The following is an 11,773-nucleotide window of genomic DNA, read 5'->3' as shown; positions in this document are numbered from 1 at the left end:
AGCTTCGGCAGAATGTTCGCAGATCTTGCAGGCAGGCACCGGCAGCCACACATACCAGGCTGACTGTCTGATAAATCTGCCAAGGACTCTGTAATGAACCATGACGACCTGCTGGAAGCCCTGAAGATTGCTTTCTGCTATATGCCCAAGGCGATTGAAGTGACCCGTTACGAATACGGTGACCGCACTGACAAGGTACTGGAGCACATCAATACGGTGCGTGAAGCACTGCTGGAAGGCGGGATTGACCCGGAAGAGGTGTACGGCGACGTCAACCCGGAACTGACGCCCAATTCAACCTACTGACATGGGCAGCTCAGAAACAAACAACGGCAGGGAGAGGCTGCCGTTGTTTGTATATGGGGTAACTATTGCCAGCGATTAACGTGGAGGCATCAGCAGATTGGTGACGATCAGGATGCTGTTCACGAAATCGTTACCCTGAATGATGATCTCATCATTGGGGCGCAGGCGGTGGCTGGCCATCACCTTGGTGGGAATGCGCACCTGCATCAGGCGGCCATCGGCCCGCACTTCATAGATATCATCACGAATGTGACGCACTACCCGGCCCTGGGCCTTGGTTGGCTTGTGCACCACTCTGGCGGTAATGGGCTTGGGTTTGTGCTGTTCCTTGCTGGTCTCGTGACCTTGCCTGTTGTACGAAGGCGCGTTGTTGGCTGCCTTGTTGTGATCATTCTTGTGCTCATCACGGGACTGTTTGTGGTCCTGATGATCACGGTCCTGTTGCTGTTGTTGCTCCTGTGGCACCACTTTGGCCGTGATGGGAGGAGGATTGTCGGCCAGTGCAACACCCGCCATGCCGCCTGCCAGCAGCAGGACGCCGATTTTCAATGCTGTTTTCATAACGCGCTACTCTTCTGGTCTTGCTGATCTTTCTGGTCTGAAAGAGCCGGTCATCAGGCTGACGACAGGCTCTTGCTCTGCGGGCAGGTTCAGTACTGCGAATGCGGTCGAATTATGGCGATTCAACCCTGCCGGACGATGGGATCAGCCTTCTGGAGTTACTGCAGGGGTAGTCTTGGCTGGCTGAACCTTTTTGACTACGGGTTTGACTTCAGTCTTCCTGGGTTCTTTCTTGCTGGCCACTTTCTTGCTGTCTACTTTTTTGACAGCCGCCTTGTGCTGTTCGGCTTTCTTGGTAGCGGCCTGCTTATGCTGTTCGGTCGCTTTCTTCTCAGCGGTTTTCTTGCTTTCTGCTTTCTTGGTCGCAGTGCTCTCAGCCTGATGCTGCTTGACCTGAGTCTGCGCAGGGACCACCGGGTTGGTGTCCGGAGTTTGAGTCTGAGCGGCGGAAGCCACGCCCGCGAGGCTTCCTGCCACCAGCAACACGCCAACTTTCAACAGGTTTTTCATCATTTGCCACTCGACAGTTTGGGGTTAAGACAGAGCTGATACTAGCACTGGGTATGGTGGCCTGCTGTTTCGGTCAGATTCCGTACTCATGCTGGATTTACACAGATCAAAACCAGTCCTTACACCATCTTTGCAAACGGCCTGCACAAAGCTAAACGTGTCTCCTTTAAGTCAAATGTAACCTAACGCAACAGAAAGCCCTGCCCGATCCGGTCGCCATCTTCCAGCCAGAAACTGGCCTTACCGGCGTAATGAGCGCGCCCGGCAACACGTACCTGTACCGCCTGACCGGTACCAATGCCGGTACCTTCGCCGTACTCAAACTGGCGGATAGCCTCGGCACTGAAGCGGGCACCGGTAATGCTTTCAAACTCAGCCCGCTCACCCAGCATGATCTGCCCCTTGGCCACCCGTGCGGCCGTGCGTGCCGTGACCCCGGAGCCGGTCGGGCTGCGATCGACTTCGGCATCGGCAAATACACAGATATTGTGCGACACCCCGTCTTCAGGGTGATTACGGCCATCGGTCAGAATACTGCCATAGAGGAAAGCCAGATCGGCATGCTCAGGATGGGCAAGCGTTACCGCATTGCGCACGGCACCGGTGAGGGCCGTGGCCGCATCCACCAGATGGCGCACCGGGCTGTTATAAATGTCCACCCCCAGCGACATGGCATCGGCCAGCGCATAAAAGGCGCCGCCGTAGGCCACATCCACGGTGATGGCACCGTATCCCGGCACCTGCACTTCCACATCAGCTGCCAGCAGAAAGGCCGGCACACTGTCGAAATAGACCTTGCCAGACTGGCCATCCTGCACTTCCACATAGGCACTCACCAGACCACAGGGGCATTCGATATTGACCCGGGTCAGCGGCTCCACCTTCTCCACCAGACCGTAATCCACGGCATAGCGCCCAAGTGCAATCACCGCATGACCACACATGGTGCTGTAACCTTCGTTGTGGATAAAAAGCACCGCCAGATCCGCCTCGGGCAAACTGGGTTGCACCGGCAGCACGCCATACATGTCGTAATGACCACGGGGCTCAAACATCAGAAAACGACGCAGATGGTCCAGGTGCTGCTGGGCATAACGGCGCTTGGCCAGAATGCTGTCACCGGGAATGGGAGGATAGCCGCTCAGTACGATCCGGACGGCCTCGCCGCCCGTATGCATATCCAGCACGTCAATCTGTGGGTAAGTAGAATTCAAGGCCAACACTCCCTGGCAGGCTATTCCGGGCGCCCGCTCTGGCTCAGCAGTGACGCGCCGGATGATCAACTTAGGTCAGGTTTACAATGGCAACATAGTTCAGGCTTACATCAACCTGGTTCAGATATACGACAACCTGGTTCAGCAAAATGGCATCACCACGGCGCTCCACCATTAGCAGAAAATTGCATGCAATATCCAGCCTTTTTACATTTACACGAACGGCGGACAGTTTATCGGTGAAACACGCAAAAAACGTGCTGCCGATCAGAGCAGTGCGTGACTGACACCCAGCAGATCGTGGCATGCGCAAAGGGGTTGGCACAGCAGACTACCAGCCCCATCAACCAGGGTACACTCTGACCGGCGTATAACGGATGCACTGCGACAGGCAAGGAAGAGGAAAGGGAAAATGACGATGAATGTTCTCACCATTTACTACGATGGCAACTGCGCCATCTGCAGCCGGGAAATGCGCTGGCTGGGTAGCCTCAATCAGCGTCAGCAACTGCAGTTCGTCGATATACAGCAACCCGGTTTTGACCCGGCCAGCCTTGGGGTCAGCTTTGCTGATCTGGACCGGGAAATACATGTCAGCCAGAGTGAAGGGCCGCTGCTGAGCGGTATTGATGCTTTTATTGCGATCTATCGGGCGGTGGACAAACAGTGGCTGGCAGCGGTGCTGTCACTGCCGCTGATCAAACCGTTGTGGCAGTGGCTGTATCTGCGTTTTGCCCGCAACCGTTATGGCATCAGCCGTCTGCTGGGAATGAGAGTGGGCGCAAAGTGCGATCTGCAGGGCAAGTGCCGCTAAGCCATCACTTGCCCACAGATGCACCGCAGGGGGTTCAGTGCCCCCTGCGGGTAAGGCAGAAATGAAGGTATGAAAGTATGAACGTACTAAGGTTTACTGCACGGAGGCAGCGCCCTCTGCCCTCGTCATGACCGGCTCCGTCTGATCGAGAGCAGAGTCGGCTTCCAGAGCCATTTCCCGCAGCTGCCCGTCTTCCATCTTCAACAGGCGATCGGCCAGATGGAAATAACGGTCATCATGGCTGATCACCACCACGGTCTTACCCTGTGCCTTCAGCTCGGGCAGCAGCTCACGATAGAACACATCCTTGAAGGCCGGGTCCTGATCCGCCGCCCATTCATCAAACAGCAGGAACGGACGATCCTCCAGATAGGCCACCACCAGCGCCAGACGTTTGCGCTGCCCCTGTGACAGGGCACGGGTGGTAAAGGCGCCGTCCTTGATCTGTACCTTGTGCTGCAGATGCAGCTTGGTCAGCAAGCGATTACCCGCTTCATCCAGATCCACCCGCGGGCTTTCCAGCAGGCGCTCAAACAGGTGGAAATCGGAGAAAATTGCCGAGAACAACTGGCGGTACTCGTCGCGACTGGCATGGCTGACAACCTTGCCATCCAGCTCGATCTGCCCGTCTTCCGGCACATACAGGCCAATCAGTAGCTTGGCCAGCGTGGTCTTGCCACTGCCGTTACCGCCGACCAGAAACACCAGTTCACCGGGGCGGAAGCTGACATTGACTGGCCCCAGCGTAAAGAACTCATCGCTCTGCTCATGGAAATAGCGGTGAATCACACCGTGCATGGCGATCTTGTGAAAACCGGTCGGCGTCACACTGGCGCTGGCCTCTTCCATCTTCAGCTCATCGCAGATTGCTTCGATCTTGCCTGCAGCAATCTTGGCCATATTAGCTCGCGGAATGCTTAGCAGCAGCACTTCCAGCGGATTGATCATGAACAGGAACAGCAGGGCAATACCGGTCATTACCCGCTCCTGATCGTTATTGGCCGCCAGCAGAAACAGCACCAGACCGATAAAAGCGAAGATCAGGAAGCGGCCCCAGCCCGAGGCCAGAGCAAAGACCGACATGCCGGTGGTTTTGCCGCGGCGCACGGTTTCGATACTGTTGCCCAGCACCTGCTGGCTGAACAGCTCGCGTTTGTGACGATGCAGACGCAGCTCCTTGGCGCCGGCGGTGAGCGAGTCGAAGTGGCCGAATAGCCGCTCCTGCTCGGTGGCCGCAACGTGCAGATGTTTGATGGCGCGCATGTGCACCAGATGATAGCCCGCAGAACCCAGCAGCAACGTCAGGCAGGCCAGCAGAAAGATCGGCCATGACAGCGACAGCATGTACAGCATGCAGCCAACCACCACGATGCCGTTGGTGAGCATCACCGGCAGGCTGACAAAAAACTCGGCGACATCATGGCAATAGTCGGTCAGCGCTGTACGAATACGGGCCTCGCCGACCTTTTCCAGATGCTGATAACGGGCATTGCTGGCGTGCTCCGCCACCCGCGAGCGAATACTGGCCTGACTGCCGTGGGTCAGGCGCTCGGACAGAATCCGCGTCCCCACCTGCAGCCCCAGCGCGACGATGGCAATGGCCGCAAAACCCCATAACCAGGGGTAACGCGCCGCGCCATCGGCATTGAGAATCTCATTGATCAGGGACACCAGGCCCACATTGGCAACACCATTGAGGACGCTGAGCACCATGGCAGCGTAGAAGACCGGGCGGGTCTGTTGGATCAGACGGGCAAGCATGACGTGTGGCTCTCGCATCGCGGGACAGTTTCCACTAGACGTTTTATCCCGCTGCCGATTTAGCCTGATGCTACTACCATCTATGCAAGCGGACAGAAGTGGTTCACAGATCGTTGAAAAGCGTAATCGAGGCAGCCGAGACAAGAAAAGAACTGGCAAAAAAGCGGAGTTTAGTGAGCTAAATGAGCATTTTTAGCCTGTTTTTGACGCGGTATTCGGCAACGCAGATAGATTTTCAACGACCTGTTAGACTGAACTCCAACACAACCCAGCCGTAAGGATTCCCGATGCAACGATGGACAGCCCCGATCCACAATCAGAACCACCGCAAACTGATGGGCTTTCACATTCTGCTGGGCATGCTCTACTTCATCACTAACGGCATCTGCCTGCTGCTGGTTGGCCCCGATGCCAGCCCCTATCTGCCCGCCATGGCGCTGACCAGTTTCTGCCTGTTCCTGCTGCACGGTCTGCTGGCCGTTGGCTGCGGCTACCGATTTGAGGCGGCCCGCAAGGCCTCGGAAGTGCTCGGTGCCTTTATGATGATTGGCTTTCCCATCGGCACCCTGCTGGGCTATTTCCTGCTACAGCGGACGTACTGGCTGGCGCCCCGCCCCTGAAACCGGTTTATGCTCTGCTTCACTGCCACCACAGCCGCCACAAAATAAATAAAAATCACTCTCATCCGTCACTTAGGGCAGCCAGTTTTTATACAGGGTGATCAGGACGACGGATGTATCTGCGCTCCGCTCCGTCACCCAAGGACGGATGCCCATGCCAACCACTACTCCCTCCACCGCCTTTATCAGCTACAGCAATCTGCACCTGAGCCCTCAGGCCGGTCAGTCTGAACAGTTGCAAGCCATCCATGTGCAGCAGGACGGTGCGGTCCTGCTGGTGCAGCTGCCCGCTGCGGCTGATCTGCAACGTTTTCGCTGGCAGGCAGAGCAGCTGCATGCCCCGGCCGATGCCAGCCTGGCCGCCACACTGGCCGCACTCGACTATGTGTTTGCTCAGCCTGCGGCCCCCGGCGAGGTAGTGCTGCAGACCGCTCCTGAACTGGCAGCACAGCTGCTGCGACAGGGGCTGGGCTGGCAGCAGCAGTCATCAGCGGAACAGGTGCTGCTGATAGTGGAGGCGGAACGCTTCTGGCAGTCGCCGCTGCTATGGCTCAACCAGCCGCTGACACCGGCCTTCCCTCAGCGCTACGTCATGGATGCCAATGGCCGCCGCCATCCACTGCGTCCGCTGAAACGCAATGGCACTCTGTACCGGCGCTATATTCCCTGGCTCGGCCAGACCCTGAGCCTGCGTACGCTGGAGCTGGATGCCGACCTGCCCTGCTTCAACCGCTGGATGAACGATCCGCGGGTTGCGCATTTCTGGCAGGAACAGGGCGATATGCAGCAGCACCGCGAGTATCTGCAAAAGCAGGCAGCCGATCCGCACAGCCAGACGCTAATCGCCTGTTTCGATGAGCAGCCCTTTGCCTATTTCGAGGTTTACTGGGCGCGCGAAGACCGCATCGCGCCCTTCTATCAGGTCGAAGATTACGACCGCGGCTGGCATCTGCTGGTCGGGGAAGACGCCTATCGTGGCCGCCCCTGGTTCAGCGCATGGTTCCCGTCCCTGCAGCATTTCCTGCTGCTGGATGACCCACGCACCCAGCGTATCGTCGCCGAGCCCCGGCACGATAACGCCCGGCTGATCGGCCATGCCCAGCAGCTGGGTTTTGCCAACCTCAAAGGTTTTGACTTCCCGCACAAGCGCGCTCAGCTGCTGATGCTGTCGCGGGAAACCTTCTTCAGTGAACAGCGCTGGCAGCCCTTGCCACCCCGTTGATGCCGCCCCACCCATGACGCACAGGACTACCGCAATGCATATCCATGATCTGATCGGCGTGGGCTTCGGCCCTTCCAACCTGTCACTGGCCATCGCCCTGGCCGAACTACCTCAGGCGGCTGGCACCACGCTGGACAGCTGCTTTATCGAGCGCCAGAACGACTTCGTCTGGCACGGCAACATGCTGCTGGACGGCACCACCATGCAGGTGTCCTTCCTCAAGGATCTGGCCACCCTGCGCAACCCGGCCAGCGCCTTTACCTTTATCAACTACCTGCACCAGAACCAGCGGCTGGAAGACTTTATCAACCTCAAGACCTTCTTCCCCAGCCGTCAGGAATTCAACCAGTACCTGACCTGGGCCGCCGACCATTTCGATCAGGATGTGCACTACGGCGAAGAGGTAGTGGAAGTCCTGCCGCAGCAGGAAGGCCGGGAAGTGGTGTGTCTGCGGGTGCGCAGTCGCGGCAGTGATGGCCGCCTCCATGAGCGTCTGACCCGCAATCTGGCACTGGGTATTGGCGGCAGCCCGCGTATTCCGGAAGAGTTCAGAGGGCTGGCTGGCCATCCGCAGGTGTTCCACTCTTCCCGCTACCTGCAGCAGGTTGCCGCCCTGCCATCACGTCCGTTACGTATTGCCGTGGTGGGCGCCGGTCAGAGCGCGGCGGAAATCTTTATGGATCTGCACAGTCGCCATCCGGGGTATCAGGTCGATCTGATCAGCCGCTCCCGCGCGCTCAAGCCCGCCGATGACAGCCCCTTCGTCAATGAAGTGTTCAACCCCAGCTACACCGACTTTATCTACGCCAGTGCCGAAGAAGACCGCAGCCAGCTGCTCACCGAGTTCAGCAACACCAACTATGCGGTGGTCGATCTGCCACTGATCGAGCAGATCTATCAGACCCTGTATCTGCAGAAGGTCAGCAGCCAGCAGCGTCATCGTTACCTGCGCTGCCATGGCATTGCGCAGGCAGAAGCCCATGGCGATCAGCTGGCCCTGACCCTGCATGATCAGGACAGCGGCACCTTCTTCCGTCAGGACTATGATGCGGTGATTCTCGCCACCGGCTTCCAGCGTCAGGCCCATCATCAGCTGCTGGCACCGCTGGCCGACTGGCTCGACAGCAACCAGACCGACCGCTACTACCGTGTGGCTACCCGCCCGCACTTCCTGCCGCAGATCTTCCTGCAGGGCTGCAGCGAAAACACCCACGGCCTGAGTGACACCCTGCTGTCGGTGCTGGCCATTCGCTCAGCGGAAATCCGCGATGCGTTGCTGCCCGAACTGCAGCGCCCCAGCCGCAAGGCGTATGCCTGAACCACCCGGTACGTCTTCACGATTTCAGCCAGCGATAATTTCAGCCAGTACAGCAGGAGCACTGACGCCCATGGCCCTCCACCCTGAAATAGAAGCCTTTCTGGAGCTGATTGAGCTTGGCACCCTCAACGGTACGCGCAAGCCAATGGAACAGCAGACACCGGAGCGTGCCCGTCAGGAGTTCGACAACGCCTCGGCCCTGCTCGACCAGCCGCCCAAAGCCATGGCCAGCGTGGAAAACCTGAGCATCCGCAGCCGCGACGGTGCCGGGTTGCCGCTGCGCCTGTATCGCCCGCTGGCAACCACCGCCAGCAGCCCGGTGCTGCTGTATCTGCACGGCGGCGGTTACTGTGTGGGCAGCCTCGACTCCCACGATATTCTCTGCCGTGCGCTGGCCAGCTATTCCGGTTTTGCCGTGCTGGCGGTGGGCTATCGCCTGGCACCGGAGCACCGCTTTCCGACGGCGTTCAATGATGTGGTGGATGTGTATCAGTGGCTGCAGCAACACGGCAGCCAGGCAGCGCTCGACCCGACCCGTATTGCCGTTGGCGGCGACAGCGCCGGTGGCACGCTGGCCACCGCCCTGTGCCTGCAGGCTCGTGAACAGCACGACTGGCACCCTCCCGTCACTCAGGTGCTGATCTATCCGGTGACCGCTGCCGAGATGAACAGCGCCTCTCATCAGCGCTATGCCGAAGGCCATCTGCTGGAAGCCAGCACGCTACGATGGTTCTACGATAACTATCTGAACCAGCCGGGCGAACGCCATGACTGGCGCTTTGCCCCCTCACAGGCGCAGGATCTGCGCCAGCTGCCACCGGCGCTGGTGATCGTCGCCGAGTGTGATCCACTGGCCGACGAAGCGCAGGACTATGCCCGCCAGCTCCAGCAGGCAGGTAATAAGGTGGAGTGCCGGGTTTACGCGGGCATGACCCATGACTTTATCCGCATGGGCAATATGGTGGAGGAAGCCGAGCAGGTGCAGCGTTTGATTGGGGAGTGGTTGCAGAAGAGGGTGAGTTAGCCGCCAGCTGACTCAGCCTACAACGCCGCCTCTGCGGCAAATTTGGAGCGCAGCGGAAAATTTGTCCGACAGCAGCGATTTGTTAAGAGAGTAACTGACCAATTGTCTGCTCTTGGATTTGTTGTCCGCATTTAGGAACAGCCATAATGATGACCTCGGGGTCTAGCTCACGCCCCTCATCTCTAGCCCTTTTAATATGCTTAAACACCCTATTAATTCCTGAGTTTATGCAAAGGAATACGCCGACTTGAAAGTGATAGCTGCGTTTTAATTCACTTAACTTTTCTAGGTCATCTAGACAGGCTGCATAGCCAACATTTGGTGTTACTTTTACTTCTACAACAGCTATCTGATTAGCTGCTGTATTAGGCTCGTGGAGTATAAAATCTGGCGACCGCTGATTACCAAGTGGATAAACCCCTATATTTTCTGCATCAGCATGATTAAGTACAACTTTAACAATCTCTGAATGTAAGTATAAATGGGGATGGGTAGAGTTTAGTTGCCTATGAAACATTGCCACACGAAGAAAGTGATATAGCTCATAGCAATAAACTCTTTCTGAATATCCGTAGTAACCAGGGCCAACACTGCCTATTGCATATCGTAGAAAATCTAGAAATTCTCTCGGATTCATCCTTACCCCTTAACAGACAGATTGAAGGGCATCCATGGATGCCCTTCAGCGTTATCAGTCAGCTCATTTTTTCAACAGTGCCAGCACAGCAGAAAAGTCCATATCAGGGCGATTTCTCTGGCTTTGCTCTACCAGAGCCAGTGCAGTGCGGCCCTGCGCATCTTCCGCCAGCGGGTTGGCTCCCAGTGACAACAACAGGCTCACCATCGCCGTTTCATTACCTATGGCAGCACCCTGTAATGCCGTTAGCCCGGTGCCGGTCTGCTGGTCTTTTGCATCGAGATCCAGACCCTGCTGTTGATACTCCTGCAATAATCTTCTGGCCTCCGCTTGATCTGGCAAAGCCGCCAGATAACGTGCTCCGGCCTGCTGATTGAGGTCAGCAATCTCTTCTGCCGACGGATGGAAGTAATGCAGTGACTGGACTGCCAGCCACTTCATTGGCGCAGGTGTCGGCTCTAGCGATGCTTCTGCTACCAGAGCCAGCGGTGAGGTCTGCGCATACCGGTACACCACCATGGCGATGGAAATACCGAGCAAGACCAGGAGTACTATCAGAACTTTCGTGATGGGTTTCATCAGCATATTCACGCCCAGACAGTGCTACAGGAGGATTTGTTAAAGGCCACTGTATTTCTTGCGGAGTCAGACACCTGAGCCAATCCGTTCAGATACATATCCAGCTGAGTCTTTTGTTTGAGCGCTATGGCAGAGCGAACCGTCTCATAGACTTTGGCATCCAGAAGGTCTTTCTGTTGCGCATGTTTCCACCAGTGCCTGACGTTCTTCTTCACCAGCTTGGTCACCAGACTTTTAATGCTGCTCCCCGGTTTACGCTTGATCAGCACATTCACCAGAATGTCGATATAGCCCATCGCATAGGAGGCATCGACAGCGACAATAAGCAGCCCCTGGGCAAACTCTCTTACGGAATCGGTAATAGCCAGATGGTCGATGGCGGTCGTCTGGCGAGGCCAGAAGAAGGCGAGAATTTCCCGTGTATCGGCGGCGTCAAAAACAAGATCAGCAGCCGCAATTTTTGGCAGAACAAAAGTAACAGAACCCATTTCATCACTCCCTTGTGATATCGAGACACCTTGCGACTACATCCTCTGCAAGCGGGCCGTAGGTTAATCAACGCATCTGGTGAGCGCAACCCAGCCACAACGTGCCTGAGTGGTTAAGCGCATGTACGCAGGACGGGAGTAAAGGACAGGGTAAGGCGGGAACAACGATATTGAGGGGGCGTAAGAGCAACTCAGCATCACACACTATGCATCACCAGATAGTGCTGGCGAATATAGTCCAGGGCCACAGTCACCGGATCCTGGTCGTACCAGTCGCCGATCTCGATATGGCTGTCGGTGTCCCAGATGCAGATCATTTCAATATCGCCATCGAGCTGGATGGCGAATTCCGTCTGCAGGCCTTTGCAGATGGCAAAGGCATCCAGCGCAAAAGGGCTGTTACTGCGGTAATAGAAACGTAAACCGGCAAACACGCCCGGCATACGCAGCTGCAACTGCTCAAACAGCCCGACGCCAAAGCCCGGATAACGCCTGCGCATGGCTTCGTAACTTTCCTGCTCGTACTCGCCCTGAAAATCGCTCTGCAATAAAGAAGTCATGGATTACTCCTGTTATCCCGATCGCCGCCCTTACGTACGTCCCTTCGGAATAGCCAAGCAACATCCCTGCCTGAATGAGCTGACCGGCGTCAGCTCATGATTCCCTGTGTCTGATACCACCTAATGAGAAATCACCGCCAACAGGTCGTTGAAAATCTA

14 protein-coding genes are annotated in these 11,773 nt (G+C 56.8%); 6 read left to right on the top strand and 8 right to left on the bottom strand.

Translation table 11 applies throughout. From position 1 onward, the window contains the following. Positions 1–93 precede the first annotated feature (93 nt). The gene (locus tag WH50_RS22305) at positions 94–306 is read left to right on the top strand and encodes a penicillin-binding protein (RefSeq protein ID WP_110189426.1); all 213 of its coding nucleotides are present in this window, start codon (positions 94–96) and stop codon (positions 304–306) included. A gap of 75 nt (positions 307–381) precedes the next feature. Here the strand turns inward: WH50_RS22305 and WH50_RS22300 are convergent, their stop codons facing one another. The 3 genes from WH50_RS22300 to WH50_RS22290 all read right to left on the bottom strand — a co-directional run bounded on the left by WH50_RS22300 (position 382) and on the right by WH50_RS22290 (position 2,591). After that, positions 382–867: a single stranded DNA-binding domain-containing protein gene (locus WH50_RS22300; RefSeq protein WP_110189425.1), complete on the bottom strand. Its 486-nt coding sequence runs from the start codon at positions 865–867 to the stop codon at positions 382–384. Positions 868–1,011: 144 nt separating this feature from the next. Continuing rightward, a complete protein-coding gene (locus WH50_RS22295) occupies positions 1,012–1,380 on the bottom strand; it encodes a hypothetical protein (protein ID WP_110189424.1) in 369 nt (122 codons plus the stop codon). Positions 1,381–1,559: 179 nt separating this feature from the next. Further along, a complete protein-coding gene (locus tag WH50_RS22290) occupies positions 1,560–2,591 on the bottom strand; it encodes a proline racemase family protein (RefSeq protein WP_207780436.1) in 1,032 nt (343 codons plus the stop codon). 412 nt (positions 2,592–3,003) lie between these two features. Here WH50_RS22290 and WH50_RS22280 point away from each other — a divergent pair, with 412 nt between their 5' ends. After that, positions 3,004–3,405, top strand: a complete 402-nt coding sequence (locus WH50_RS22280; protein ID WP_110189421.1) for a thiol-disulfide oxidoreductase DCC family protein — start codon at positions 3,004–3,006, stop codon at positions 3,403–3,405. 93 nt (positions 3,406–3,498) lie between these two features. Here the strand turns inward: WH50_RS22280 and WH50_RS22275 are convergent, their stop codons facing one another. Then, positions 3,499–5,166: a cyclic peptide export ABC transporter gene (locus WH50_RS22275; protein WP_110189420.1), complete on the bottom strand. Its 1,668-nt coding sequence runs from the start codon at positions 5,164–5,166 to the stop codon at positions 3,499–3,501. A 287-nt stretch (positions 5,167–5,453) separates the two neighbouring features. Here WH50_RS22275 and WH50_RS22270 point away from each other — a divergent pair, with 287 nt between their 5' ends. The 4 genes from WH50_RS22270 (at position 5,454) to WH50_RS22255 (ending at position 9,350) form a co-directional block, all read left to right on the top strand. Continuing rightward, positions 5,454–5,786, top strand: coding sequence for a hypothetical protein (locus tag WH50_RS22270; RefSeq protein WP_110189419.1), 333 nt, complete (start codon positions 5,454–5,456; stop codon positions 5,784–5,786). Between the two features lie 154 nt (positions 5,787–5,940). Then, the gene (locus tag WH50_RS22265; RefSeq protein ID WP_110189418.1) at positions 5,941–7,008 is read left to right on the top strand and encodes a GNAT family N-acetyltransferase; all 1,068 of its coding nucleotides are present in this window, start codon (positions 5,941–5,943) and stop codon (positions 7,006–7,008) included. 34 nt (positions 7,009–7,042) lie between these two features. Continuing rightward, positions 7,043–8,326, top strand: coding sequence for a lysine N(6)-hydroxylase/L-ornithine N(5)-oxygenase family protein (locus WH50_RS22260; protein WP_110189417.1), 1,284 nt, complete (start codon positions 7,043–7,045; stop codon positions 8,324–8,326). A gap of 70 nt (positions 8,327–8,396) precedes the next feature. Then, positions 8,397–9,350: an alpha/beta hydrolase gene (locus tag WH50_RS22255; RefSeq protein WP_110189416.1), complete on the top strand. Its 954-nt coding sequence runs from the start codon at positions 8,397–8,399 to the stop codon at positions 9,348–9,350. 82 nt (positions 9,351–9,432) lie between these two features. On the opposite strand, the gene WH50_RS26195 is transcribed toward WH50_RS22255, so the two are convergent. The 4 genes from WH50_RS26195 to WH50_RS22240 form a co-directional block, all read right to left on the bottom strand. Then, on the bottom strand, positions 9,433–9,987 hold the full coding sequence (locus WH50_RS26195; RefSeq protein ID WP_133251405.1) for a hypothetical protein: 555 nt from the start codon (positions 9,985–9,987) through the stop codon (positions 9,433–9,435). A gap of 63 nt (positions 9,988–10,050) precedes the next feature. Next, a complete protein-coding gene (locus WH50_RS22250; protein WP_133251404.1) occupies positions 10,051–10,566 on the bottom strand; it encodes an ankyrin repeat domain-containing protein in 516 nt (171 codons plus the stop codon). 8 nt (positions 10,567–10,574) lie between these two features. Next, the gene (locus tag WH50_RS22245) at positions 10,575–11,054 is read right to left on the bottom strand and encodes a hypothetical protein (protein ID WP_110189414.1); all 480 of its coding nucleotides are present in this window, start codon (positions 11,052–11,054) and stop codon (positions 10,575–10,577) included. 197 nt (positions 11,055–11,251) lie between these two features. Then, positions 11,252–11,614: an SPASM domain-containing protein gene (locus WH50_RS22240; protein ID WP_104154417.1), complete on the bottom strand. Its 363-nt coding sequence runs from the start codon at positions 11,612–11,614 to the stop codon at positions 11,252–11,254. Positions 11,615–11,773 lie beyond the last annotated feature (159 nt).

This window comes from Pokkaliibacter plantistimulans (assembly GCF_003194385.1).
Lineage (GTDB): Bacteria > Pseudomonadota > Gammaproteobacteria > Pseudomonadales > Balneatricaceae > Pokkaliibacter > Pokkaliibacter plantistimulans.
The sequence above is the reverse complement of the archived record's forward strand: the minus strand, read 5'-3'. Positions and strand labels throughout refer to the sequence as shown.

What these genes read in the sequence shown, in the direction of transcription:
- WH50_RS22305 (WP_110189426.1), top strand. Translation starts at nt 94, where the DNA reads ATGAACCATGACGACCTGCTGGAAGCCCTGAAGATTGCTTTCTGCTAT.
- WH50_RS22300 (WP_110189425.1), bottom strand. Translation starts at nt 867, where the DNA reads ATGAAAACAGCATTGAAAATCGGCGTCCTGCTGCTGGCAGGCGGCATG.
- WH50_RS22295 (WP_110189424.1), bottom strand. Translation starts at nt 1,380, where the DNA reads ATGATGAAAAACCTGTTGAAAGTTGGCGTGTTGCTGGTGGCAGGAAGC.
- WH50_RS22280 (WP_110189421.1), top strand. Translation starts at nt 3,004, where the DNA reads ATGACGATGAATGTTCTCACCATTTACTACGATGGCAACTGCGCCATC.
- WH50_RS22275 (WP_110189420.1), bottom strand. Translation starts at nt 5,166, where the DNA reads ATGCTTGCCCGTCTGATCCAACAGACCCGCCCGGTCTTCTACGCTGCC.
- WH50_RS22270 (WP_110189419.1), top strand. Translation starts at nt 5,454, where the DNA reads ATGCAACGATGGACAGCCCCGATCCACAATCAGAACCACCGCAAACTG.
- WH50_RS22265 (WP_110189418.1), top strand. Translation starts at nt 5,941, where the DNA reads ATGCCAACCACTACTCCCTCCACCGCCTTTATCAGCTACAGCAATCTG.
- WH50_RS22260 (WP_110189417.1), top strand. Translation starts at nt 7,043, where the DNA reads ATGCATATCCATGATCTGATCGGCGTGGGCTTCGGCCCTTCCAACCTG.
- WH50_RS22255 (WP_110189416.1), top strand. Translation starts at nt 8,397, where the DNA reads ATGGCCCTCCACCCTGAAATAGAAGCCTTTCTGGAGCTGATTGAGCTT.
- WH50_RS26195 (WP_133251405.1), bottom strand. Translation starts at nt 9,987, where the DNA reads ATGAATCCGAGAGAATTTCTAGATTTTCTACGATATGCAATAGGCAGT.
- WH50_RS22250 (WP_133251404.1), bottom strand. Translation starts at nt 10,566, where the DNA reads ATGAAACCCATCACGAAAGTTCTGATAGTACTCCTGGTCTTGCTCGGT.
- WH50_RS22245 (WP_110189414.1), bottom strand. Translation starts at nt 11,054, where the DNA reads ATGGGTTCTGTTACTTTTGTTCTGCCAAAAATTGCGGCTGCTGATCTT.
- WH50_RS22240 (WP_104154417.1), bottom strand. Translation starts at nt 11,614, where the DNA reads ATGACTTCTTTATTGCAGAGCGATTTTCAGGGCGAGTACGAGCAGGAA.